The 24,559-nt window shown below is 62.7% G+C and carries 17 protein-coding genes; 8 read left to right on the top strand and 9 right to left on the bottom strand.

What is annotated here, in order from left to right; translation table 11 throughout:
- Positions 1–11: 11 nt before the first annotated feature.
- The 4 genes from I41_RS14005 to I41_RS13990 form a co-directional block, all read right to left on the bottom strand.
- Entirely contained in the window at positions 12–440 is a 429-nt protein-coding gene (locus I41_RS14005; RefSeq protein WP_145433298.1) for a carboxypeptidase-like regulatory domain-containing protein, read from the bottom strand.
- A gap of 41 nt (positions 441–481) precedes the next feature.
- A complete protein-coding gene (locus I41_RS14000; protein WP_168206906.1) occupies positions 482–1,543 on the bottom strand; it encodes a DUF1559 domain-containing protein in 1,062 nt (353 codons plus the stop codon).
- A gap of 58 nt (positions 1,544–1,601) precedes the next feature.
- The gene (locus tag I41_RS13995) at positions 1,602–3,293 is read right to left on the bottom strand and encodes a family 16 glycosylhydrolase (RefSeq protein ID WP_145433294.1); all 1,692 of its coding nucleotides are present in this window, start codon (positions 3,291–3,293) and stop codon (positions 1,602–1,604) included.
- Between the two features lie 205 nt (positions 3,294–3,498).
- A complete protein-coding gene (locus tag I41_RS13990) occupies positions 3,499–4,137 on the bottom strand; it encodes a PEP-CTERM sorting domain-containing protein (RefSeq protein WP_168206905.1) in 639 nt (212 codons plus the stop codon).
- Positions 4,138–4,594: 457 nt separating this feature from the next.
- On the opposite strand from I41_RS13990, the gene I41_RS13985 reads away from it, so the two are divergent.
- The 3 genes from I41_RS13985 to I41_RS13975 all read left to right on the top strand — a co-directional run bounded on the left by I41_RS13985 (position 4,595) and on the right by I41_RS13975 (position 10,717).
- Positions 4,595–5,689: a LacI family DNA-binding transcriptional regulator gene (locus I41_RS13985; RefSeq protein WP_145433290.1), complete on the top strand. Its 1,095-nt coding sequence runs from the start codon at positions 4,595–4,597 to the stop codon at positions 5,687–5,689.
- A gap of 387 nt (positions 5,690–6,076) precedes the next feature.
- A complete protein-coding gene (locus I41_RS13980; protein ID WP_145433289.1) occupies positions 6,077–9,241 on the top strand; it encodes a DUF1553 domain-containing protein in 3,165 nt (1,054 codons plus the stop codon).
- Between the two features lie 12 nt (positions 9,242–9,253).
- A complete protein-coding gene (locus I41_RS13975) occupies positions 9,254–10,717 on the top strand; it encodes a DUF1501 domain-containing protein (protein ID WP_145433287.1) in 1,464 nt (487 codons plus the stop codon).
- Positions 10,718–11,201: 484 nt separating this feature from the next.
- Here the strand turns inward: I41_RS13975 and I41_RS13970 are convergent, their stop codons facing one another.
- Both I41_RS13970 and I41_RS13965 read right to left on the bottom strand, forming a co-directional pair.
- Positions 11,202–11,666 carry a hypothetical protein gene (locus I41_RS13970; RefSeq protein ID WP_145433285.1) on the bottom strand — a complete coding sequence of 155 codons (465 nt, stop codon included), beginning with the start codon at positions 11,664–11,666 and terminating at the stop codon, positions 11,202–11,204.
- 45 nt (positions 11,667–11,711) lie between these two features.
- Positions 11,712–12,191 (bottom strand): hypothetical protein, encoded by a 480-nt coding sequence (locus I41_RS13965; RefSeq protein ID WP_145433283.1) that lies wholly within the window; start codon positions 12,189–12,191, stop codon positions 11,712–11,714.
- A 69-nt stretch (positions 12,192–12,260) separates the two neighbouring features.
- On the opposite strand from I41_RS13965, the gene I41_RS13960 reads away from it, so the two are divergent.
- A complete protein-coding gene (locus I41_RS13960) occupies positions 12,261–14,399 on the top strand; it encodes a glucosidase family protein (protein WP_145433281.1) in 2,139 nt (712 codons plus the stop codon).
- Positions 14,400–14,466: 67 nt separating this feature from the next.
- On the opposite strand, the gene I41_RS13955 is transcribed toward I41_RS13960, so the two are convergent.
- Positions 14,467–14,742 carry a 4Fe-4S binding protein gene (locus I41_RS13955; RefSeq protein WP_145433279.1) on the bottom strand — a complete coding sequence of 92 codons (276 nt, stop codon included), beginning with the start codon at positions 14,740–14,742 and terminating at the stop codon, positions 14,467–14,469.
- A 173-nt stretch (positions 14,743–14,915) separates the two neighbouring features.
- Between I41_RS13955 and I41_RS13950 the strand changes: the two genes are divergently transcribed.
- The 4 genes from I41_RS13950 (at position 14,916) to I41_RS13935 (ending at position 20,101) form a co-directional block, all read left to right on the top strand.
- The gene (locus I41_RS13950; protein WP_145433277.1) at positions 14,916–15,491 is read left to right on the top strand and encodes a sigma-70 family RNA polymerase sigma factor; all 576 of its coding nucleotides are present in this window, start codon (positions 14,916–14,918) and stop codon (positions 15,489–15,491) included.
- Positions 15,484–16,824: a serine/threonine-protein kinase gene (locus I41_RS13945; protein WP_145433276.1), complete on the top strand. Its 1,341-nt coding sequence runs from the start codon at positions 15,484–15,486 to the stop codon at positions 16,822–16,824. The genes I41_RS13950 and I41_RS13945 overlap by 8 nt, the downstream gene beginning before the upstream one ends.
- Positions 16,825–17,066: 242 nt before the next feature.
- Positions 17,067–18,554, top strand: coding sequence for a succinate CoA transferase (locus tag I41_RS13940; protein ID WP_145433274.1), 1,488 nt, complete (start codon positions 17,067–17,069; stop codon positions 18,552–18,554).
- Between the two features lie 239 nt (positions 18,555–18,793).
- Positions 18,794–20,101, top strand: coding sequence for an MFS transporter (locus tag I41_RS13935; RefSeq protein WP_145433272.1), 1,308 nt, complete (start codon positions 18,794–18,796; stop codon positions 20,099–20,101).
- Between the two features lie 103 nt (positions 20,102–20,204).
- Here I41_RS13935 and I41_RS13930 read toward each other — a convergent pair whose 3' ends face one another.
- Both I41_RS13930 and I41_RS13925 read right to left on the bottom strand, forming a co-directional pair.
- On the bottom strand, positions 20,205–21,704 hold the full coding sequence (locus I41_RS13930; protein WP_145433270.1) for a DUF1501 domain-containing protein: 1,500 nt from the start codon (positions 21,702–21,704) through the stop codon (positions 20,205–20,207).
- Between the two features lie 263 nt (positions 21,705–21,967).
- Entirely contained in the window at positions 21,968–24,076 is a 2,109-nt protein-coding gene (locus I41_RS13925; RefSeq protein WP_168206904.1) for a PSD1 and planctomycete cytochrome C domain-containing protein, read from the bottom strand.
- Positions 24,077–24,559: the final 483 nt, after the last annotated feature.

The following is a 24,559-nucleotide window of genomic DNA, read 5'->3' as shown; positions in this document are numbered from 1 at the left end:
ACCAAATCGCATTACTTGGCATTGCTAGTGAGCTCAAAGTTCAACGTATTCTCACCCGGCTGGACCGTGGCACGGAGGTCAGACGTTCGGATGGTGCTGTATTTCTTGGGGGTTAGCAGCTTTCCCGGCAACGGCAGATCAGAACCCGGTTTGGTGATCGGCGGGCCATTGGCGCTCACGGTGACGACATATTCGCCCGGCGCCAACCCCCGCACGCTGCCTGTGCGGACGTCGTAAGCGCCGTCGGGCCCGATGCTTGCCGAGGCGCCGGCGCCTTCACCCGCCGGCAGAAAGGAGATATTGCCGTTCGCCAGCGGTGCACCGTCGAGAGTGACGACGCCCGTCAGCGTCGGTTGCGAGTCGCCGCACCCCGCCAGCAGCGCGACCGCTAGCCCCACCGCGGCCCGCCAGTTCCAGTGACAAGAATGCCGTCGTTTCATCGTCGCGCGCCGATTCGCCGTGCGTTCCATTAAGTTCTAACTTACTGCAGCGAAGCTGTCTCTTCCCGGTTGCGCGTCGACAGGGCGCGATAGAGCTTATGATCAACGCCTTCATTCACGAAGTGGACGGAGCCATCGACCATCGCGAATTGGGCGCCGCCGGGATGTCGACTGCGAAAGCCGCGAACTTCCCACCAGTTGTCGTACACCCACTGCGGCGAGGGGTCTTGAGGAACGTAATTCAGTTGCTGACTCGTGCTCGCCCAATCGCCATCGGAGTAGTACGCCATCGAGTGGGCGTCCAGTTCGACCACGGCTTCGCCAATAAGAAACGTATTGCTTGTGCCGTCGGTGACCGTCTTTAGCTTTACTGGGGTGAAGTACGAATTTCGCCAAAAAATGCCGGTGCAACCGACTCGGTCGTGGCAGTCGGGCATGGCGCCCCAGTCGCCGTTCCAGCGTGGATTATCCATGAGAATCACCGTGTCGCCGATCACCCCCTTATAGTTCGTCGTCGCCACCGATTCCTTGCGACCAACGAAACCGCGCTGACCATCCGACAACGACTTTGACGAGGGGTCAGACGGGCACGAAAAGATCGACAGCAGCGTTTGCCGCGCCGCCCGGGCTTGATCGTTGTTGCGCAGCAGTCCCTGCCCGACGTTGAACGTTCCCGTAAACGCGCCGCTGGACTCAAATTGGCTGTAGAGTCCTTGTTGCTCCATGTACGGCAGCAGCTCGGTGATCCATCCTTTGCCGCTGGCCCCTTGAGCCGCTAGCCGATCGCACGCGTTGGGACCGAGGTACTCAATCTGCCCCGTGTCGTAATTTGCCAGCTCCGCCCCGCCGCAAGGCTGCGTTCCAGGCGGCACGCTAATTGGAAACTGCTTCTTCGCTCCTTCGTACGTTTGGGTCGCCAACGCCAGATTCTTGAGGTTATTACTGCAGTTCATCCGCCGCGCCGCTTCTCTCGCCGCCTGGACCGCAGGCAACAGCAAAGCTACCAGCACGCCGATGATGGCGATCACCACGAGCAATTCCACCAGCGTAAACGCTGCCCGCGCCACGCCCCGGCCCGATTGAGTTTCTTGCGTTCCGTTCACAGCTCTTCTCCGCTCGTTCGCATTCCGGGGCCTGATGAACCCGAACTCCGTCATCCCGTTACAACGCCCGCCGACTCCAGCGCGCGCAGGCGACGCCCGCTCCCGTGAACGCCAGTAACGCGAGGCTTCCCGGCTCCGGGACGGCGCCGGCCGCCGCCACGCCGTTCGGCCCCGTATACTGTCGCTGCCAAAGCAGGAAGTCGTTGCCGTCGCTGTCGCCGTCGCCATCGGCGTCTCCGCCAGCGTTCGTACCATACGCTGCCTTCCACGAAGCGAGGTCGACGCCATTGACGAACCCGTCCTGATTGAAGTCCGCGGAGGCAAATGTCGCCGCGGAGTCAAGTCGCATGAGCGATGCATTGTCGAACCATACGGCCCCCCCCTCGTTCTGCGTTTGGATGAAGAACAGGTTCATCCGCACGAACGCGGTGCCGGTAGGTGCGATCGCGTCGACCGAGTATTTGAGCCACTCGTCTTCAATTAGGTTCGGGTCGCGCCCGTCGAAGATCGGCGTTTCTTTCTGGTTCGTTCCGGGGCTGAAGTTGACCGATCCGATGACTGCCCCGCCTGAGTTCACGAACTGCAACGCGATCGTCGTGTAATTCGCCCGGCCAAAGATGCTATCCCCCGACGGCGAATAGGCGTAAATCGACGAAGTGAACTGCTGACCTGGTAGCGCAGGAACATTCTGAAACGCACCCGAGGCGTCGGTCGAACCATGGAATGGTCCAAACGTCTTGAGGGCGACTTCGCCGTCTTGCGGAAGGAGATTGACGCCGTCGTAGAAAGCATTGTTAAAAACTGTCCAGCCGCCGGTGCCGTTCGGGTTCGGAGAAGTCTGATTCTCGAAACTGGGATCGGCAAGCAAGTTGGCGCTCAGCGTCGTATTGATGCGGTTGACTTCGACATGATCAACCTGCAAGGCGTACCGCTGGTTCGCGCCTGACGTTGCCGCCGGCGTCAGCGCGGCGTTGAACGCATCGGAGAAGCTGCTGTCGGGCGCCCATAGATTGAAGTGGAGCTTCATCGGGTCGTCGGGCACGTTGGTCGTCTGCGTCCGCACGAGGCTGTTGTTGACGTACCACTTGATCGCGGCCGGAGTCCACTCGACTTTGTAATTCTGAAACTGCGTCAGATTGAGCCCGGCCACGTTGTGAAACTGCCCTGCGCCAGCGGCGCCAGGGCCAGTGAACGGTCCTTCGTTCCAAAAGTTAGTGAAGGGATCGTTCGTCGGCGCGCCGCCGATCGCTTGATTGCTGATCAGCTCATAGTCGATCTCGTCGCGAACCAACGTTCCCGGCGGCGATTCCCGCTGCACGTCATAACTGAAGAAACCGCCGACAAGCCCGCCTGTGGTGGTCGGCTTCAATCGAATGCGCGATTCGAACGTCAGGCCGCCGCCACGCGCGAAATTCTGCTTCGTGAGCAGATCGGTGCCGAGAAATTGATTGCCCGGATCGATCGGCGAGTAGGTGTCAAGGTAAAGCTCAGCGACTTTGCCGTCGCTTGCCAGCGGTTCGGCCAGGCCTTGCTGCGGCAGATCGGTCGCCGGGTCGCCGCGAAACTGCGTGCGACCGACGAAGCTTCCCTCTTCGCCGAACGGAAGTCGCCAAACTGCAGTGTTGACGTTGCCCGACCCGTTGAAGTCGTCTCGCAGCAGGACTTCAGCGCGGAGAGAGGACTCCCCGATCGCCGCTGCCCAAACGAGTCCGCACGCCAGAGTTGAGGTTTTCCGCCAAGCCTTCATCATCTTAATACCCCGTCATAGAACGCACTTTGCGCTGATCGTTGCAAACGAGCGCGATCGCCACGCGCTCCAACCAACTGTCGCCGCCAGGCATGCCTTGCTTAGTTCCGTTGAAGTCAGCTTCGCCCCCGGCAACTGATTAGATGTACGAAAAAAATCGCCGTTTGGCCGCTGCCCCGCGGCCAAACGACTACGGTTGTGTGCTTCTTCAGCCCTGACGCCGCCGCAATGCAATGATTCCCACGGCTCCCGCGCCGACCAGGAGAACCGTCGCCGGTTCAGGCACGCGGGCGAAGGAAGCATCATCAAAAAACGGCGCTCCGCCGCCTGGTCCAGCGAACGCCCCAGTAAGCAGAACGAAGCGGGCCTTCGCAGTTCCCGCGGGCGCAATGCCAGCCACCGGAGCGTAGACGTAATCCGCCGCCGTCGAGCCTTGTGGGCTGGCAGCCGTGAGACCGTTGGGCGATGAAATGAAGCTAATCAAGTTATCGCCTGCATCGCGCCACTCAATATTCACCGCGGCGATCTGGGCACCGGCCAGCGCGTCAAAGCTGGGGTTCAGCAGATAAGCGCCTCCCGCCCAATTCTCGCCCGCCGACGCCGGGAATTCCTGATAGGCGCCGCTGGTCTGACCGAAGGTCTTGAAGGCGTTGTCGCCGCTGTGCGGGGCTAACTTGATCGTGTAGGTGCCGCCTCCGAAGACGTTCCAGCCGACAGCTCCGAACGTGTCTCCGCCGCCGAGTACGGGATTCTCGAAACCCGGATTCGTCAGCAAGTTCGCCGACGCTGTGCCAGTGAACGCGGACATTAGCGCCGCGACGAACAATCCCCAGCAATATCGCTTCATGAGTCGCATCTCCCAGAGTCTGCGCCGTGAAAGAATAAAAGCAGCGATGAGAGTCACGGCCGCCGCCAGCCGCTGCTGTTCGATCGGTTCTCCGCTCTACCCAGGCGAAACGGAGGGAGTCGCGATCGTTGCCTGAACCGAAAAGTCTCGCCTGGATATCGCCGGTGCGATTGCTCTAGCTTGGTTGCCCACTCGCGTGCTGAATAGCAGCGTAGCAGGAAACAGATAAGTAACACTTTCTGGTTATATTCCAGAGCGTGACCAATGTCAACGATTGTGCCAATAATTCTATCTGAGGACGGGCAGCTCGGCCAATCGCCACAGTCCCCTAGATGTTCGTTGATTCTCGATTCCGCACCGATAAACGCGAATTCGATCGCAAGGGTTGCCTTCGCCGCAATCGTAACTATGATGACTTTCGTAACTGTTTCTAATGTGATTCTCGGAGTTTGCCTCCATGGCCTCAATCCGCGAAGTTGCCAGAGAAGCTGGCGTGTCCATCGCCACCGTTTCTCGTGTCATCAACGGGCGCGATTCCGTCGCGCCCCACTTACGCCGGCAAGTTCTGGAGGCCGTCAATCGTTGTGAATACGCCCCCGCCGTCGGCATCCGATCGCAAAACTCCGTTGCGCTCATTTACACGGGACCGTTTACGCCAGGCTCCCCTTACGATTCCGCCTGCATCGATGGCATGGTTGAAGCGATGCGCGAAAGCCCGCATGATCTGATCCTCGTCGATATGCGCCGCGACAAAGCTCGGGGCGAAACCTATCGACAGTTCTTCGCTCGCAAGGGTATCTGCGGCGCGATTCTGCGGTCGACGGCGGCCGAACGCGAGACCGTCGAGCAGATGGCCGACGAGGGACTGCCCATCGTCGTGCTTGGCGATCACTTTCACCGGCCCGGATTGCCGTTCGTCTTCTCGGAATCGGCGGCGGCAAGTCGACAGGCGATTGAGCACCTCCTTTCGCTGGGGCATACGAGAATCGCATTCGCGGCCTGCGAGCGCGAAGACGGCGACCATCGAGATCGATTCGACGCCTATTGTTCCACGCTCCAGTCGCGCGGGCTGTTTTCGGCTGACCTGATTGGACGTATTCCTCCTCATCGCCTCGATGGCGAAAAACTGATTCGCAACTTGATGGGAATGCCGAGTCGGCCGACCGCCGTCTTTATCGCCGATCCGCTCGTCGCCGTCGGCGCGATCAATGAAGCCCACAAGATGGGGGTCAAGATTCCAGAAGACTTGTCGATTGTTGGCTTCGACGATACCGACATGCGGGCCCTGATTTACCCGAAGATGACGTCGGTGTGCCAGGATTCGCGGATGCTGGGCCGGGTAGCCTTTGAGCGCCTGCTGGAAAAGATGGCTGGGCGCGACGCCGAGTCGCCGGCGGAGCGAGGCCAGGCCGCTTGGCTCGAGATTAACGAGACGACAGCGCCGCCGCCCGAGATCGCCTATCACATCCTGCCGAACCGGACACGCCTGGCGACGTCTCCTCGCCATCTCGAGGCAGCGATTGCAACGGAATCGCCTACCGCGGCCCGCTAACGCCCTGACGCGTCGAGTTTCGAAGTGCGCCCTTCGGCGCGCCGGCCACGTCTCTCCGCGCGCCGTCCGACGGACGCCTTTCTTGAGGCGCCGCGCGTCCGGGCGCGCCGGCGCTCCGCCGCTCCGAAAGCGAGCCATTCTGGCACGGTGCGCTGCGTCGGCGAGACCGCCCTCTTGCCGACAATTCGCTTGCCGCTGCGGCGCGCGTCCGCATCCGAGAGGTTGCCCCTCTAGCCGTTGTTTCGCATAATAAGTTGAGTAACTTTCCCCTATTCCTTCGCCGGAAGGGCGCCTTGCCGTCCGCGCTCGCCACCTGATCGCATTTCCCGTCGGCGGACGCCTCCTCTCGCTCGCCAGTTCCCAACCGCAACGGAGTGATTCAGCGTGATGAACCCTCTCTCCTGTCGGGCCGGCTGGGGTTGGCTCCCTGCCATGGCATTGGCGATCGCGTCGGCCCGCGCCGAACGGCCGATCGAATACAACCGCGACGTGCGGCCGATTCTGATCGACGCCTGTGTTTCGTGCCACGGCCCTGACAGCGCATCGAGGCAGGCCGACCTGCGTCTCGACCGCCGCGACAATGCCATCAACATGGCCGCAATCGTCCCGGGCGATTCCGACTCCAGTGTGATGATCCGGCGCATCCTCAGCGACGACGAGTCGGAGGTGATGCCGCCGCCCGAGACGAAGAAGCATCTCACTCCCGAGCAGAAGGAGACGCTGGCGCGCTGGATTGAGCAGGGCGCCGAGTATCAGCCGCATTGGTCGTTGATCGCACCGGCTCGCCCAACGCCGCCCTCCGCCACGGCCAGCGCTGCGTGGGTTCGCAATCCGATCGACGCCTTCGTCCTCGCGAAGCTCGAAGCCGCAGGTCTGACGCCTGCGCCCGAGGCCGATCGTCACACGCTCGCCCGTCGCATCGCGCTCGACCTCACCGGTCTGCCGCCGACGCCTGAGCAAGTCGCTGAGTTTATCGCCGACGAATCGCCCGACGCCTACGAGAAGTACGTCGACCGCTTGCTCGCTTCGCCGAAGTGGGGCGAGCACCGCGGCCGCTACTGGCTCGACGCCGCCCGTTACGGCGACACGCACGGCATCCACATGGATAACTTCCGCGAGATGTGGTCGTACCGCGACTGGGTGATCAAAGCGTTCAACCAAAACATGCCGTTCGACGAGTTTACCGTCGAGAACCTCGCTGGCGATCTGCTGCCAAACCCGACGCTGGAGCAGCAGATCGGGTCGGGCTTCAATCGCTGCAACATCACCACGAGCGAGGGCGGGGCCATCGACGAAGAGTACGCCGTCCTCTACACCCGCGACCGGACCGATACGACTGCCCAAGTGTGGCTTGGCCTCACGGCCGGCTGTGCGGTCTGCCACGATCACAAGTTCGATCCCCTTTCCCAAAAAGAGTTCTATCAACTCTCGGCGTTCTTCAATAACACGACACAGAAGCCGATGGACGGCAACGTCAAAGACACGCCCCCGATTGTCATGGTGCCGGTCGAGGCGGACCTGCCGCGATGGGAAGCACTCGCTAGCTTGGTCCCTGCCGCGGAGCAGGCGGTCGTCGCTCACCGCGAACAGGCGCGGCCCGCGTTCGAGGCCTGGTTGGCGAAGTCGCGACGCCAAGACCTGGCGACGTGGATTCCGTCGGCCGGGCTGCAATTCTCCGCCCCGTTGAATGATGGCGGAGACGAGATCGCTTTCACGGCGAACGGCTCGAAGGGGACGGCCCCTCGTAACGCGACCGTCGAATGGCGCGAGGGTAAGACTGGTCCGCATGCCGCCTACCTTAATCAGGGCGCCGCAGTGGAGGTTGCCGGGGTTGGCGATTTCGAGGGAGATCAAGCCTTCACCGCCGCCGCCTGGGTGAAGCTGCCGGGAAACGACGCCAGCGGGGCGATCATCGCTCGCATGGACGACGGCAACGGCTTCCGCGGTTGGGATCTTTGGAGCGAAGGCCGCCGCGTCGGCGCTCACATCGTCAATAAATGGCCCGAGAATGCGTTGAAGGTCGTCACCGGCGAGCAGTTGCCGGCGGACCAGTGGGTTCACATTACCGTCGCCTACGACGGGAGCCGCAAGGCGAGCGGCGTCAAAGTGTACGTCAATGGTGAGCTGAAGCCGACCAACGTCACCGCCGACAGCCTGACCGAGACGACGCGGACGACCGTGCCGCTGAAGGTCGGGCAGCGTCACACCAGTTCGCCGCTGTCGGGAGTGAGCGTGGAAGACGTGCGGGTCTACGCCCGAGCGCTCGCAGATAGCGAAGCGAGATCGCTGGCGAACGCGGCGCTGTTCGCCGCGGTGATCGCTGCGCCCGCTGAACAGCGCGACGCTGCGAACGTCGAATCGCTGTACGGCTGGTGGCTCACCAACGTCGACGACGATGGGAAACGGCTGGCCGCCGAGCGCGACGCTCTCATCCGCGAACGGAGCGATATCCAAGCCCGCGGGACCATCGCCCACGTCATGCACGAGCAGGAGGCGCCCGCGAAGGCGTACATTCTCAACCGGGGCGAGTATGATCAGCGACTCGATGAGGTGGGGCCGAACACGCCTGCGTTCCTCCCGGCGTTCCCGGATGATTTGCCGCGGAACAGGCTCGGCTTCGCCCAGTGGTTGATGCGGGAGGATCAACCGCTCACAGCGCGCGTCACCGTGAACCGCTTCTGGCAGGAGGTCTTCGGACAGGGACTGGTGCGCACGGCCGGCGACTTCGGCGTGTCGGGCGAACTGCCGTCGCATCCGGAGCTTCTCGACTGGTTGGCGGTCGAGCTGCGCGAGTCGGGCTGGGACGTGAAACGGTTCTTCAAGCTGCTGGTGACGAGCGCCGCCTATCGGCAAAGCGCCGCGACGACGCCGGAAAAGCTCGAACGTGATCCCGAGAACCGGTTGCTGTCGCGTGGCCCCCGCTTTCGGATGGACGCCGAGATGGTCCGCGACTACGCCCTCGCGGCGAGCGGTCTGCTGTCGCCCAAGATCGGCGGTCCAAGCGTCAAGCCGTATCAACCGCCGGGGGTGTGGGAGGCGGTCGCGATGACCGTCTCGAATACGAAGGAGTATCAACCCGACTCGGGCGAAGCGTTGTATCGCCGCAGCATGTACACGTTCTGGAAGCGCTCGGCCCCGCCGGCGTCGATGGACATTTTCAACGCCCCGAACCGCGAACACTGCACGGTGGTTCGCGAGCGGACCAATACGCCGCTGCAGGCGCTGGTGACGCTCAACGATCCGCAATTCGTCGAAGCGGCCCGCCAACTGGCCCAGCAGGCGCTGCTGCAAGCGCCGCCGTCGTTCCGGCATCGGTTGTCGTTCATCGCCGGCCGACTGCTGGCACGCGACTTCACGCCGGCGGAGCAAGCGGTGATCGAGCAGAGTCTCGACCACCTGGCCGAGTTCTACGCGACTCATGTCGATGAGAGCGACAAGCTGCTGACGGTGGGCGAGTCGAAGTCCGATCCATCGATTCCTCGCGCCGAACTGGCCGCGTGGACGATGGTGGTCAACGAACTGATGAATCTGGACGAGACGCTTAACAAATAGCGAGTCTTCACGATGGGTCTTCTCAACGAGCTGCGCACCAACGTCAGCCGCCGCTACTTCCTGTCGCAGGGCTCGCACCTGTTGGGGTCCGCCGCGCTGGCGACGCTCGCCGGGCCGACGTTGGCGGGTAAGGCACTCGGCTCGATTCCGGCCCTGGCGCCCGGACACGGGTTGCACTTCCCCGCGAAGGCGAAGCACGTCATCTACCTTCACATGGTCGGCGGTCCGTCGCAAATGGATCTCTACGACTACAAGCCGGTGATGCGCCAGTGGTACGACAAGGACCTTCCCGAGTCGGTCCGGATGGGTCAGCGGCTGACGACGATGACCAGCGGCCAAACGCGATTTCCGATCGCCCCGTCGAAGTACAAGTTCGAGCAATGCGGCCAGTCGGGGATGTGGGTCAGCGAGCTGATGCCGTGGATGAAGAAGCAGGTCGACGACGTGCTGTTCATGCGCAGCATGCATACCGACGCGATTAATCACGAGCCCGCGATCACGTTTATCCAGACGGGCAACCAGGTGACGGGCCGGCCCTGCCTGGGGGCATGGGCGTCGTACGGACTGGGCTCGCTGAACGACGACCTGCCGACGTTCGTGGTGATGGTCGCACGACCGACCAACACGGAGCAGGTGCAGGCGATCTCGGCCCGGCTGTGGTCGAGCGGGTTCTTGCCGGGCGAACACGCCGGAGTGAGCTTCCGGACCGCGGGCGATCCGATTCTCTACATCAACGACCCGCCGGGTGTGAGTCGCGACGTGCGCCGGACGACGCTCGACGGACTGAAAGCGCTCAACGAGATGAACTACCGTCAGCTGGGCGACCCGCAGACGCATACGCGGATTCAACAGTACGAGCTCGCGTTCCGGATGCAGGCGAGCGTACCGGAAATGACCGACCTCGCGACGGAGTCGGCCGCGACGCTGGCCCTCTACGGCGACGCGGCCAAGACGCCGGGGACGTTCGCGAACACAGCGCTCTTGGCCCGCCGGATGGTGGAGCGCGGGGTCCGCTTCGTGCAGATTTACCACAACAACTGGGACACCCACGCCAACGTGGCGGGACGGCTTCCCGATCAATGCCGCGACGTCGACCAGCCGTGTTACGGACTGATCCAGGACCTCAAGCAGCGGGGCCTGCTCGACGAGACGCTGATCATCTGGGGGGGCGAGTTCGGCCGCACGATTTATTCGCAGGGAGGACTGTCGGACCAGAACTACGGGCGCGACCATCACCCGCGCTGCTTTACGATGTGGATGGCGGGCGGCGGGGTGAACGCCGGGAGCGTCTACGGCGAGACCGACGAGTTCTCGTACAACATCGTCAAGGATCCGCTGCCGGTGCGGGATCTGCACGCGACGGTGTTGCATCAACTCGGGTTCGATCACGAACGATTTACCGTGAAGCACCAGGGTCTGGACCAGCGGCTGACCGGCGTGCTGCCGACGCGGGTGGTGCCGGAGTTGATTGCTTAGTTTTGTCCGTGGCGTCCGAATTGTCTGCGCGTGAAACGCGATTGGCGCGGACAAAACGCGCGCTCGCCGTGCTGCTTTTGTCCGTGGCGCTTGGTATTGCTCGGCGTTTCCAGGGTGTTCGCGCAACAACGACGGGCCGGGGTTTTGTCCATGACATTTGGACACAACCGGCGTTTCGCGTCGTTGGTGGCGAGAATTGCTGGGCATCTTCTTGCTGACTAGTCGAGACAAATCGTCACGTTGCGCGATCGCGCGCAGGCAGAAACTCGACCCTAACGGATCGCGTGGCCCATTTTCAAGATGGTAGTTGGCGGATTTTATGCTGGGCTGTTTGAGGTTCAGATTAACCGCCGAGGACGCCAACGACGCCAATGGAAGGGAAGAAGAGGGGGTGGAAGCCTGGTACGCGCTGCGCTCACCCCTCCCTAGCCCTCCCCCTCAAGGGGAGGGGACCGGAAGGTTCTTTAACGGAGTCCACGAGCGGCTAACGGTCGTGCGGGTCGCCAGGCGACGGTTCTTCCCACGGCGAGACGGGCGCTGGACGCGATTCGCTGGCCTTGACGAAGGCGTAGAGGAGCAACGCCCAGATCGTCGTATGTATCAGCGCATTGAAGATGACCCAAGCGGAGAAGGCTCCCTCCCAGCTGGCGCCGCTTGGCCGAAGGATTATGGTCTGCAAGATCGGCGAGGCGAATCGCCAGCAGGCCGTGAGCCCCAGCCCTCCAAGCAAAGCGTTCATGCCAGGCCGCTGGCGGCGCTCGTATCCCCAGACCGCAGCGAAGACCCAGAGGACGAAAAGCGGCAGGTCAGAGAAGAACAGGAAACTAATAGGTCGCAGGGCGCCCCCTCCTTGCCAAACGTTCAACGTGCGGAGCATGCCGAGCGAACCGCCCACGTAGATGGCGACCGCGGTGGTGGCGACGAGGAGGGTGCGGAGGCTGAAGTGCATGGAAGCAATCGATGGCTGAAGGGTCTCGATACGTCGTGCGTCACTTTACGGCAGACGGTTCGGCTGTGAGGTGCGCCGTAAGGTGATGAGCTGAATGACAAAACTAGCCGTGGACGAGACAACAACTGCGCAGACAATGTGGAACCATAGTAAGAAGCTGGTAAAGTCAGCGTCCCGGAGCCCCTGTCGGTTCGTGATGAACGCCGATTCGCCGTGGAGCAATTTGTAGGCGGGACGGCCTAAGTAGTCGTCCCAAATATTGCTGCGTCGCATCACATCAGATCCAGCGAAAAATCCGACGAACAAGACTAGCGCGAGGTATGTCGCGACGCCGCCAAGAAATGTGGTCCAAAACAATCGCCCTGGCTCCTTGCTCGACATGACTCTAGCAAGTGCGTACGTCGCGACGACCGCGCCGATCGTTGGAAGGGAAAGTGCCCACCAGAGCGACGGCTTCGCCAAAGGGACGAATAGTGAGGCGCCGAGGAAAGTCAGCAAGAGAAGTTGGCGAATGGTGAAGTGCATGTCGCTAAGCCGCAAGCGGTTGGGCGGGGGCGGGTCGCGAGGGGAGACGTAACTTGCGACAATGAGCGAATGACCTGCAACGGCACCGAGGAGTTTAGCATGGCTGGGACGGCGACCCAATTCAGATTTCTGCGCTCTGTTTTTCTGGGCGCGGGCTTGGCGTTTGGCTCGATGCTGGGAGGGGCGGCGACTTGCTATGCGGAAATCGCTAAGCCGCCAGCAGACTTTCCGTCGTTTGGCGTGCCGGGACAAGAGCGCGAGATGGACGCGGTGCGGCGGTTGTTCTGGCTCCACTACGAACACGCCGGGCCGTTGATTCCGCTGTGGGACGAGTGGATGGCGAAGGCGACGCTGTGGCCGGCGATGGGGGCGGGGACGCCGACGACCGACGTGGCGGCGTCGACGGATGCGCTCAACGCGATGCGGCGACGGTGGCGCGAGGCCCTCAGCGGGCGGACGCTCAATGCGGAGGGGTATGTCCATACTCGGCAACATGACGGTCCGGCGCATGCGGAGGGGTGGCCCTTTCCGTTCTGGATGCATGCGGGGGGCATCGGGTGGCACTTTGCGCCGATCGGCGTCGGGGGCGGATATGAGGGGCCCGCGGCGACGGCGGAGGGATGGAACGTCCTGGGAGGACGCAGCGGCGCCATTGGACCACATGGCTGGAGCGTGACTCTTGACGAACCGGCGGCGGTCGTCGCGTCGCCGGGGTTCGCGATCGAGGCGGCGCGCTCGCCGTGGCTGCGCATCAATTGGTGGGCAGCGGGACTGGAGGGGGCGGAATGCACCGTCGAATGGACCACGGCGGAGTCGCCCGAGTACTCGGCTGAGCGGCGGATCTCATTCGCACCGGCGGCGGGAAGGCGTTTGGAGAATGGGCACGTCGACGTCGCGGGGGGAGAGACGCGGACGATGGTCGCTCTCTATCGCCATGCGGAATGGCAGGGAACGATCACGGGACTGCGGATTGGGTTCGGCAATCAGGGGCCGGCGGCCGTCGTCTTCAAGTCGATTCACACGGCGGTCGACACGCGGCATAACGTCAACAACCTCAACTTCATCCGAGCCTGTCACGACTATTTTATGTGGACGGGCGACGTGGCGTTCTTGCGGGAGCAGATCGAGCGGATTCGCGTCGCGATGCGGTTCGTCAAGCGCGAGTTTCAGACGCACGAACGGAAGTGCATCTACACGACCTGGCCCGGGCATGAAGGGCGAAGCGGCGTGCGAGTGGTCGACGGCGTCAAGACGATCGTGCCGGGCGAAGGGGTGGGGAGCAATTACTGGGATCTGCTGCCGTTCGGCGGGGAAGATGCGCTGGCGACCGTGTACTACTACGACGCGCTGCGGGATTTGGCAGCGCTCGAGGAGGCGATCGTCGCCCATCCGGAATGGCATCTTGCCGAAGACACTAAACAGGCGTCATACGACGCTGCTGACTTGAGGCGCCACGCCGAAGAAGTAAAGGCGTATGGCGGCGAGCGATTCTGGAATGCGACGACTGGTCGATTTGGGACGCGCGATTTGGACGGGGGGCTGCATGACTACGGCTTCACGTTCTTAAACAACGAAGCGGTTTACCACGGCTTTGCGACTGACGAGCAAGCGAAGTCGATTGATGATTGGATGCGGGGCGAGCGAACCGTCGCGGGCGATACGTCGACGGGGGCCGACATCTATCACTGGCGGTTCGGGCCGCGGTCGACGACGCTGCGGAACATTGACTATTACGTCTGGAATTGGTCGGCGCCGGAGAGCGTGCCGTGGGGGAATCAGGTGCAGGATGGGGGCGCGGTGCTGGGATGGTCGTACCATGACCTGATGGCGCGGCTGAAGACGGCGGGGCCGGACGCCGCGGCGGCGCGATTGGCAGAGATTGCCAAATGGTTTGAGGAAGTGGAGGCCGACGGCGGCTACCGGGCGTACTACGGCAAGAATCCCGCGAGGGGGACGATGCAGGGAGGAAATGTCGCCGGCGGATTAGGGATGGATCACGAGTTCTTCGAGAGCGTGCTTGTGCCGCAGGTGATGTTGTACGGGTTCTTGGGGTTTCAGCCGACGGTTGACGGCTTTGAGGTCCATCCTCAGTTGCCGAAAAATTGGCCGGAGTTAACCGTCACTCGAATCTACGTACATGACCAGATCGTCGACGTGACGGGGCGGGCGGATGGGACGTATGAGGTAGAGGAGCGTTCGCCGAAGTGACGCTGCGACATCGGAACACCCATCACATCACCTTTGGCTCACGCCACATTTTACTGCCGCGACTTTGCTACGGAGCTAGCGGGGTTTTGCGCTGGGTGATTTGCGGCGTCTTTGCGGACATCTCGGCATTTAGCGCGATGAACTGCTGCCACTCGGCCGGTATGTTGTCCTCGTAGAAGATCGCCTCGACGGGGCATTCAGGGACGCACGCTTCGCAGTCGATGCACTCCAAGGGGTCGATGTAGAGCATTTGATCACCCTCGTGGAAGCACTCGCAAGGGCAGACGACGACGCAATCGGTATACTTGCAGCCAAAGCAGGGAGCGGCGACGACAAAGGCCATGAGTGGCGTCTCCATATTCCGTCGGACCAGAGGGCGCTGAATTGGCTCCCTCTGCTGGTTAATGCCCGGCGCGGGCGGCGGGCGGCCAAGTATTTCATGGAAATTTCGCAAAGTTTGCGGCCGAATTGGGGACCAGGGCGAACTTCCGAGCACTGAGGGCGGGTCTTCAAGAAATGAACGAGGAAGCAACCGCTGAGATTCTCGAACGATACCGCCAGGGCGACCCGGCGGCGGCGGACGAATTGTTTGCGCGGTACGTCGAGCGATTGACCCGGCTGGCGCGCGCTCGGTTATCACCGATGTTGGCAGTTCGGACCGATCCGGAAGACATCGTGATGTCGGCCTACCGGAGCTTCTTCGTCGGAGCCCGGGCGGGTCGCTTTACGCTCAGCCGGAGCGGAGATCTCTGGCGACTGCTGGCTACGATCACGCTTCGCAAGCTCTATCGGCAAGCGCGACGCCACCGGACCGCGGGGCGATCAGCCGCCATGGAAGCGCTGCTCGCGGAGAAGGATGCGTTCAGCCGCGAGCCGTCGCCAGAGGAAGTCGTCGGCCTATCTGACGAGTTGGAGTCGCTGCTGTCTCGACTCGATCCGTTGGCGCGTCGCGTCGTCGAGTTGCGGCTGCAAGAAGAATCGTTGGCGGCAATCGCAGAACTGACGGGACGGTCGGAGCGCACGATTCGGCGAACGCTGGCGGAGATTCGCGGGTCGTTGGCCAAGCGAATGGAGCGCGCGGGCGATGAATGATCGCGGCGCTCGCGAACGGCTTATCGAAGAGTTCGAGCAAGAGTGGCGAAACGGCAATCGACCCACCGTTGCGACATTCGTCCGTGAGCGCCTGACGAGCGAGTTTGACGCCAACATTTCAGTCGAAGGGTCATTGGTTCATGAACTGATTGCCGTCGATCTCGAATGGCGTTGGAAAGACTCGCGCCGGGGCGGCTTTCCTGCCTGGCGAGTCGAAAAGTATTGGCATGAGCTGCCGTCGCTTGGCTCGCTCGAAACTATTCCAATGTCAATGGTCGAGGAAGAGTATCGAGTCCGGCGGCTTTGGGGAGATCGCCCGGAGTACGGCGAGTTCATGGCGAGGTTTCCCCAGTATGCCGCACTGTTGACGACTCGACTCGCCGAGGTTGATCGAGATCTTCAAGCGGAGCTTGGAGACGTCGACGCGTGGGGCGCTCTCAATTCAACGATGGCAATCACGGTGGCGGTGCGGCAACGCCTAGCGGCTCCTTCGCTTCCCCCTGTCGGCGCGGCGTGGGCCAGGTTTGAGGAATACCTGCTGCATGAAATGATCGGCGCCGGCCAAATGGGGAGAGTGTACCGAGCGACGCATCTGCCGACGGGAGAGGCGTCGGCAGTGAAGTATCTACGGAAGTCGTTTCATCGAGACCGGGCGGCAATCGCACGCTTTCTCGATGAGGCGCGCGTCGTTGCGGCTCTCTCGCACCCTGGACTGGTTCCCATTCAGGCCGTCGGTCAGACTCTTGGCGGCGGGCACTTTTTGGCAATGGAGTTGCTTCCGGGCCCTGACCTGGCGATGATCATCGCGGCAGGGCCGGTCGAGGTTGCGGATGCCTTGCGCTGGACGTGCGAAGCGGCGGATGCGATTGCGTATGCGAACTCCGTCGGGGTGATTCATTGCGACTTGAAGCCGGGGAACCTGGTGCTCGATGGCGAGCGTCGCGTCCGCGTCACCGACTTTGGACTGGCCCGCACCGTCGACGCAGGGGGCGTGGCCGCGGGCGATCGCATTGCGGGGACAGCGCCGTACATGGCGCCCGAGCAAGTGAGCCGTTGGTGGGGAACGATCGGACCGGTCACCGACGTTTATGGATTGGGGGCGGTTTTGTACGCGTTGTTAACTGGGCGACCGCCATTTGGCGGGACTACCGTCGCGGACGTGCTGGCGAAAGTGGCGTCGGGAGGATTGCCGACACGGATTGGAAAGCTCAGGCGAGATGTCTCAGCGGCGTTAGCGGCGATCGTGGAGAAGGCGTTGAGCAAATCGCCAGGAGAGCGGTATCCCTCAGCCAGTAAACTGTCAGCGGCGCTGCGGTCCCTGCGATCCGTTTGATCATCGATGCCGGACCTCTTCAACTATCGTTACGCGCATCATTTTGGAGCTCTATGAGCGAATCGGAGCGCGGAAACTTGGGGTTGAGTGGGCGTAATCGCGCATTTCGTGCCGCTGGCGGACGGCGCTAGATTTGCAAAGTTGCGTGGCAGTTCGTTCATCGGCGGCGTTGCACCCGTCCAGCATAGGCTTCTCTAACTCGTCATTGAATTCGAATCGATTCCCAGGCAAGGCACTAGGCGATGATACAATGCTCTGGATTTCGCAAGCTCTCGGCTTGCGAGGCGGCTGATTTGATACCAGACGGGGCGCTCGTCGGCTTTTCGGGGTTTACGCCGGCGGGAGCGGCCAAGGCCGTGCCGCGGGCGCTGGCCGCCCGGGCCCAGGCGCTGCACGACCGGGGCGAGCGATTTCGGATTCGGGTGCTGACCGGAGCGAGCACTGGGGCGGCGCTTGACGATGCGCTGGCGGAAGCGAATGCGATTTCCTGGCGGGCGCCGTACCAGAGCAGCGCGGCGCTACGCAAGCGGATCAATCGACAGGAAATCGAGTTCGTTGACATGCACCTGTCGCATCTGCCCCAGATGGTGGAGTGCGGATTTTTCGGCAATCTTGACTTGGCCGTCGTGGAAGGGGTCGATCTGACGCCCGAGGGTCGCTTGACGCTGAGCACATCGGTGGGGGCGTCGCCGACATTCTTGCGACACGCGGATCGGGTGATCGTCGAACTGAACCGCCGCCACTCGCCGCGACTGGGGGAGTTGCACGACATTTGGACGTTGCCGTTGCCGCCCGAGCGGCGGTCGATTCCGATTGAACGGGCGACGTCGCGGATTGGAACATCGTACATAGCGGTCGATCCGGCGAAGATCGTCGGCGTCGTCGAGACCAATGAAGCGGACGGCGTGGCGGCCTTTGACGCTCCGAACGCGGTGAGCGAGCAAATCGCGGATCACGTCATCTCGTTTCTCCTGGAGGAGACGCGACGGGGGCGGCTGCCGGCCGAGTGGCTGCCGTTGCAGTCAGGCGTGGGGAACATTGGCAACGCCGTGATGGCGCGGCTGGGCGCCCACCCCGACGTGCCGCCGCTGGAAATGTACAGCGAAGTGTTTCAGGATGCGCTGGTCGATCTGATGGAAACGGGTCGACTGCGGGGCGCCTCGGCGACGAGTCTCACCTTGAGCGACGCGAAGCTGCAGCGAGTATACGACAACATCGATTTCTTCGCACCGCGCATCGTGCTGCGACCGCAAGAGCTTTCCAACAATCCGGGCGTCATCCGACGGCTGGGAGTGATCGCGATCAACACGGTGCTGGAAATGGATCTGGCGGGGTGCGCGAACTCGACGCACGTCTGCGGCGGGCAGTTGATGAACGGCATCGGCGGGTCGGGCGACTTTACGCGGAACGCTTACCTGTCGTTCCTGGTGGCGCCGAGCACCGCGAAGGGGGGGCGGATATCAACCGTCGTACCCATGGCGAGTCACGTCGACCACAACGAACATTCGGTGCAGGTCGTCGTGACCGAGCAGGGGTTGGCCGACCTGCGCGGCTTGGGGCCGATGGAGCGTGCGCGACGGATCATCGAGAAGTGCGCTCACCCGGCTTACCGCGAATACCTGCACTGCTATCTCGAAGGATCGCCGGTGGGGCATATCCGGCACGACTTGGGGCGTTGCTTCGAGCTTCATCGGAATCTGCTGGAAACGGGCCGCATGTTGCCGATCTAAGAGCATTAGCGGCAGATTTCTTTTCGACGCCTAGCTCGCGCTATCGTTGCGTCTCGCAACACTTCGCCGCGAATGGGGAGCTTGACGGCGCTCGTCGTCGTTTCGACAAGCTCCCGCGAACCTGTGGTCGCCGCGTCAAGTCCTCACCGGCGGCGGCCTCCGTGCGTAGAATGAGGCCTCGCGCGGACCTCGATGGAAGAGCGCGAATTGGAACGGAACCGAGGAAGCGAGGCAGCGTGATGCAAGTTGAGGGAGCGAGCGACGACGGGGCGTTTCAGCGACGGCGTGAGCAGTTGGTGGTGCTGATTCTGGCCGCGGTGCAGTTCACGACGATCGTTGATTTCATGATCGTGATGCCGCTGGGGCCGCAGTTGATGCGGTCGCTGCAGATCTACCCGGCACAGTTTGGCGTGATCATCTCGTCGTATACCTTCGCCGCGGGGGTGGCAGGGTTGATTGCGTCGTCGGTCGTCGATCGGTTCGCGCGGCGGACGACGTTCATGACGCTCAACGCAGGGTTCCTGCTGGGGACGCTTTGCTGCGGGTTGGCGCCGACGTATGAACTGCTGGTGGTCGCGCGGATCGTGACGGGCGCCTTTGGCGGCATTCTCGGCGGGATGGCGATGGCGATCATCGGCGACGTCTTCCCGGAGCAACGCCGCGGTCGGGCGACGGGGTCGCTGATGACGGGGTTTGCGCTGGCGTCGGTGGCGGGCGTGCCGTTGGGGCAATTGCTCGGGACGAACTTCGGTTGGCATGTGCCGTTCGTGACGCTGGCGATCGCGGGAATTCCGGCGCTCGTGCTGACGCCGTTCGCGATGCCGGCGCTTGATACGCATGTCGGCAAATCGCACGAACATCCGTTGCGGTCTCTGATCGAGACGTTTTCAGACGCCAATCACTTGAAGGCGTTCGCGCTGATCGTGACCTTGATGGTCGGCAGCTTTTCCGTATTTCCATACCTCAGCGTGTTTCTGGTCGGGAATATCGGCATCACGGAGATCCAGCTGTCGCTGCTGTACGTCGCCGGCGGCGTGCTAACGTTGGCGACGGCGCCGGTGGTCGGCCGACTGGCGGACCGGCATGGCAAACTCAAGATTTATCGCATCGTGGCGCCGGGTTCGGCGGTGATGTTCGTGGTGCTGACTCACTTGCCGCCGGTTCACGCGGCCGTGGCGATCGCGCTCTTTGGCGTGATGATGGCCTTCAACGTCGGCCGGATGATTCCGGCGATGGCGATGGTGACCAGCAGCGTCGAACCGCGGCGGCGGGGCGGGTTTCTAAGTGCGAACTCGTCGCTGCAACATATTGCCAGCGGGATCGGGGCGTCGATCGGGGGCGCCATTATTTCAAAGAGTGCGGACGGCAAGCTGGAGCACTTTGGCACGGTCGGCTGGATTGCGGCGGGGGCGACAGTGTTGAGTCTGTGGTTGGCGGGACGCGTGCGCGTCGCGGATGGGGCGGCGACTTCGGCGGAGGCGATTAGTCTGGCGGCGGCGGCGGAAGCTTCGGCGGATGCTGGGGAGACGCTGATTGAGGCGACTTGAACGCACTTTTAGCCCCTGGCTTCGCCAGGGGGTAGCACTTCGCGGGACGAAGCCTGCCGGCATAGTGGCCGACCCCCTGGCGGAGCCAGGGGCTGCAAAGGCGTTAGCTGATGATCTCGCGGATCACTTGGCCGTGAACGTCGGTGAGGCGGCGGTCGATGCCGTTGCTGCGGTAGGTGAGCCGCTCGTGGTCGATGCCGAGTTGGTGCAGGATTGTGGCGTGGACGTCGTAGCAGTAGGTCGGTCGGTCGCGGTCGAGCGGTTTGTACGACCACTCGTCGCTTTCGCCGTAGGTGACGCCGCCGCGGATGCCGCCGCCGGCGAGCCAGTTGGTGAAGACGAACGGATTGTGGTCGCGGCCGAGCGAACCTTGGTTGCACGGCATGCGGCCGAACTCGGTGGTCCAGAGGATGACCGTGTCGTCGAGCATGCCGCGCTGCTTGAGATCTTTGATCAGCGCGGCGGCGCCGACGCCGAGCCCTTGTGCTAACGGGCCGTGGTCGCGGCCGAGATCCTCGTGCGAGTCCCAATTACGGCGCGGGAACCCGTTGTCGGCGCCGCTCCATATCTGGACGAAGCGGACGCCTCGCTCCAGCAGCCGCCGGGCGGTGAGGCAATTGCGGCCGAAGTATTCGATCTCCTGGGCGGCGTTGATCTGCGGCGTCGCGGGGGTGATCGTGTTGTCGCGATCGAGGCCGTACATCCGGAGGATGTGTTCGGGCTCTTGGCGGAGGTCAAGGACCTCCGGCGCGCTGAGCTGCATGCGAGCGGCGAGTTCGTACGAGCGAATGCGGGCGTCGAGCCGCGAGTCGCCGGGGCGGGTCGACTCGTGTTGGCGATTGAGCGTCGCGAGGAGATCGAGGGCGTCGGCGTCGCTGCAGGCGCTCACATAGCCGTCGGCGGGAGCGAAGAGGTCGGCGATCGGCGTCTTTGCGCTAGGCTGGACCATCGAGGCTTGATGCTCGGCGGGGAGAAAGCCGGAGCCCCAGTTCTTTGGGCCGTTCGGGGCGAAGCCGCGCGGGTCGGGGAGGACGACGAACGTCGGCAGATTCTCGTTGAGGCTGCCGAGGCCGTAGCTGATCCACGAGCCCATGCTGGGGAAGCCGGGTAGGACGAAACCGGTCGCCTGCATGAAGGTGGCGGGGCCGTGGACATTCGACTTCGACACCATCGAGTGGATGAAGGCGATGTCGTCGACGCAGTCGCCCAGCGGCGCCACTGGGCCGCTGAGCCATTTGCCTGATTGGCCGTATTGCTTCCAGGCGAAGGGGGATTGCATCACCTTGTCGGGCGACGATTGGAAGAGCTCAACGGCTTCGCCAGGATCAAATTTCTCGCCGTGTTGTTTTTGGAGCTGCGGTTTGTAGTCCCAGAGGTCGCACTGGCTGGCAGCGCCTGACATGTAAAGCTGGACGACGCGTTTGGTTCGCGGCGGATAGTGGAGGACTCCATGGCGTGCTGCGACGCCGTCGCTGGCGAGGAGGCCGTCTTGGCCGAGCATGCTGGCGAGCGCGATGCCGCCGAGGCCGCCGCCGAGATTCCAGAGGAAGTCGCGGCGGGAGGCGGCGTTGTAGGGCGGCGTTGGCGGAATGATTGAGGGCATGTCGGCTTAACTGTCAGCTCTGTCGGTAAGCGTCATTATGCGTAGCGTTACCCGGCAGAGAGTCCTATTCAACTGCCGTCATACTTGAAATGCTTAATCCCTATCGCCTTCACCACAGAGCACACAGAGATCACAGAAGGAATTGCGGAGATTGCAGTTTATTTTCTTCTCTGTGGCCTCTGTGTTCTCTGTGGTAAATGCGTTTCGTGATGCTTATTGAATAAGGTTCGCAGCCAGGGGGTAAAGCAGCTCCAGGATGAGAGTCAATCGATGAAGACGAACTCATTCATGTTGAAGATCACGCGGCAGGCGTTGGCGAGGCCGTACTGTTCGGCGTAGGCGACGAGCGGGGCAAGCTCCTCGGGCGTCGGTTGGCGCGCGAAGGCGAGTTGCCACGCGGTGGCGAGGCGGTGCGCGTCGTCTGCGCCGAGCGGTTCGATTCGCTCGGCAAAACGCTCGGCCATGCTCACCATGAAGCGGTTGTTTAGCATGGCCAGCGCCTGCAGCGGCGTCAGCGTTTCGTTTCTCTTGGCGACGGCGGCCGAGGAATCGGCGCAGTCTAGCGTCGCCATGAAGGGATCGGGAACGCTGCGGACGATCTGGCGATAGACGCTGCGGCGGTGCGACTGCGGGTCGGCGGGATCGTATTGCTCGTAGTCATAGTGGGGCGACTCATCGTCGCGGAACTCGAACGCGCGGAAGCCGGGGCCGCCGGCGGTGAGGTCGAGCTGGCCCGCGACGGCCAGTACCGCGTCGCGTACGGCTTCGGCCTCGAGCTTGCGGCGGTTCATCCGCCAGAGGAATTGGTTGGCGCCGTCGCTGCTTTCGAAGGCGGGATTGCCGAGGGACGCTTGCCGGTAGACAGCGCTGGTACAGATGAGACGATGGAGCGCTTTGAGGCTTTGCGGCCCGTCGCGGAATTCAACGGCAAGCCAGTCGAGCAATTCAGGGTGCGTCGGCAGCGAACCCATGCGGCCGAAGTCGTTCGGCGTGTCGACGATGCCGCGGCCAAAGTGGTACTGCCAGACGCGGTTGACGATGGAGCGCCACGTGAGCGGATTGTCCTGGTGCGCGAGCCACGCCGCGAGCGCCGCCCGGCGAGCGCCTTCGTTGGCGGCGGGATCAAGTTCGAAACGAGAACCGAGCGCCGGCAGGTAGCCGCAGGTTCCCGGCGAGACTTCGTCACCGGGAGTGGCTTCGTTGCCGCGTTTCAACAGGCGAATCGATCTCGCAACGCCTTTGGTGGAAGTGAACGCTCCGTGCGGCGGAAAATCGCTCGCGGCGGCGAACGTTCGCGGCGCCTCCTCCGGGTTGCCGGCGCCGTAGGGACGCTCCGCGCGATCGACGCCAGCGAAGACGGCTTGCAGGCTGTAGTAATCTTCCTGCGAGATCGGATCGAACTTGTGATTGTGACAGCGGGCGCACTGCGCCGTCATGCTATTGAACGTGTTGACGACGGTCGTCACCATGTCGTCGCGATCGAGGTTGCGGGTGATCGCCTTGGCGAGCGTGCCGTCGGCGACTTCAATCTGGCCGACGAAGTCGAACGGCCCTGCGACGAGGAAGCCGGTGGCGATCACGCCGTCGGGCGACTCGGGGAAGAGGACGTCGCCAGCGATCTGCTCTGCGAGAAAGCGGCGGTAAGGTTTATCGTCGTTGAACGAGCGGATGACGTAGTCGCGATAAGGCCAGGCGTTCGGACGGACCTTATCTTTGTCGTAGCCGTGTGTGTCGCCGTAGTGGGCGACGTCGAGCCAGTGACGGCCCCACCGTTCGCCGTAGCGCGGCGAGGCGAGGAGGCGATCGACAAGCGCTTCGTAGGCGTTGGGACTTTCGTCTTTGAGGAACGCTTCTGCTTCGTCAGGCGTCGGCGGGAGGCCGGTGAGGTCGAAGTAAAGTCGGCGGAGGAGCGAGCGGCGATCGGCCTCGGGCGACGGTGCGAGGCCGTTGGCTTGAAGCTTCTCCAAAATGAAGGCGTCGATGGGCGTGCGGATCCATTGGCTCTCGACAGCGGGAACCGCTGGACGGATGAGCGGCTCGAGCGACCACCAATTGAGATCGTGCGGGCGGTTGTCGGTGAGTTCAACGTCGGTCGGCCAAGGGGCGCCGGCGGCGATCCAGTGACGGATCGCCGCAACTTCGGCGGCGGTGAGGGGCGGACCCTCTTTCGGCATCGCCGGCTCGTCGCCTGAGACGGCGTCAAGAAGAGAGCTTTCTTCCGGGCGGCCGGGAACGATGGCGACTCCGCTGATCCCCCCCTTGATCACGCGCTCGCGGGTGGTGAGCGATAGCTCGCCTGCGGGGGAGTCGCCTTCGTGACAACGGAGGCAGCGGCTTTCGAATAAGGGGACGATTCGTTCGCGAAACTGCACAACATTTGCTCTGAATTCTTCGGCTTCAGCGCTACTGCTGGCGCGGCGACTGGACAAGGCCGCAGACAATGCAACGACAACGACGGTTGCCAGCGTAGGTCGGTAAGTTCCCATGCTGCGGTTGAGCCGTCGATGGAAGGGTCGGAATCGGGAGTTTTGGCGGCGAGGCACGCTCGGAGGCACTCTAACGGGATGCGGCAGTCGTCGCGCCGGATCGACCGCTGAGTGCCTCGGGATGTCACGCCCCGGCGAGAAGGTAGCGGATCGGCTAAAAAAGACTGCGTCCCTTCGCAAATGAGAAATTATTAAGAAATCGTGAATAATTTACTGGACCTACCTAAATTGACCTGTCATTTTGACCAGCCGCATCGTCGCGAGGAACTTCAGCCGCATTGTAACGCCGGCTAGACGCCTTCCCGCTCGTAGCGGTCAACTTTTCTCTTTCACCTCTTCCGAACCTTTCAAATCTTATCTTTGCCAGTT

Origin of the sequence: Lacipirellula limnantheis (assembly GCF_007746075.1) — a bacterium.
Classification (GTDB): Bacteria; Planctomycetota; Planctomycetia; order Pirellulales; family Lacipirellulaceae; genus Lacipirellula; species Lacipirellula limnantheis.
This window is presented reverse-complemented; position numbering and strand designations above follow the sequence as displayed.

Excerpts from the sequence above, each read along its gene's own strand:
- I41_RS13955 (WP_145433279.1), bottom strand. The coding sequence starts at position 14,742 with ATGGCCTTTGTCGTCGCCGCTCCCTGCTTTGGCTGCAAGTATACCGAT.
- I41_RS13995 (WP_145433294.1), bottom strand. The coding sequence starts at position 3,293 with ATGATGAAGGCTTGGCGGAAAACCTCAACTCTGGCGTGCGGACTCGTT.
- I41_RS13975 (WP_145433287.1), top strand. The coding sequence starts at position 9,254 with ATGGGTCTTCTCAACGAGCTGCGCACCAACGTCAGCCGCCGCTACTTC.
- I41_RS13970 (WP_145433285.1), bottom strand. The coding sequence starts at position 11,666 with ATGCACTTCAGCCTCCGCACCCTCCTCGTCGCCACCACCGCGGTCGCC.
- I41_RS13960 (WP_145433281.1), top strand. The coding sequence starts at position 12,261 with ATGACCTGCAACGGCACCGAGGAGTTTAGCATGGCTGGGACGGCGACC.
- I41_RS13945 (WP_145433276.1), top strand. The coding sequence starts at position 15,484 with ATGAATGATCGCGGCGCTCGCGAACGGCTTATCGAAGAGTTCGAGCAA.
- I41_RS14005 (WP_145433298.1), bottom strand. The coding sequence starts at position 440 with ATGAAACGACGGCATTCTTGTCACTGGAACTGGCGGGCCGCGGTGGGG.
- I41_RS13990 (WP_168206905.1), bottom strand. The coding sequence starts at position 4,137 with ATGAAGCGATATTGCTGGGGATTGTTCGTCGCGGCGCTAATGTCCGCG.
- I41_RS13980 (WP_145433289.1), top strand. The coding sequence starts at position 6,077 with ATGAACCCTCTCTCCTGTCGGGCCGGCTGGGGTTGGCTCCCTGCCATG.
- I41_RS13935 (WP_145433272.1), top strand. The coding sequence starts at position 18,794 with ATGCAAGTTGAGGGAGCGAGCGACGACGGGGCGTTTCAGCGACGGCGT.
- I41_RS13965 (WP_145433283.1), bottom strand. The coding sequence starts at position 12,191 with ATGCACTTCACCATTCGCCAACTTCTCTTGCTGACTTTCCTCGGCGCC.
- I41_RS13930 (WP_145433270.1), bottom strand. The coding sequence starts at position 21,704 with ATGCCCTCAATCATTCCGCCAACGCCGCCCTACAACGCCGCCTCCCGC.
- I41_RS13950 (WP_145433277.1), top strand. The coding sequence starts at position 14,916 with ATGAACGAGGAAGCAACCGCTGAGATTCTCGAACGATACCGCCAGGGC.
- I41_RS13985 (WP_145433290.1), top strand. The coding sequence starts at position 4,595 with ATGGCCTCAATCCGCGAAGTTGCCAGAGAAGCTGGCGTGTCCATCGCC.
- I41_RS13940 (WP_145433274.1), top strand. The coding sequence starts at position 17,067 with ATGATACAATGCTCTGGATTTCGCAAGCTCTCGGCTTGCGAGGCGGCT.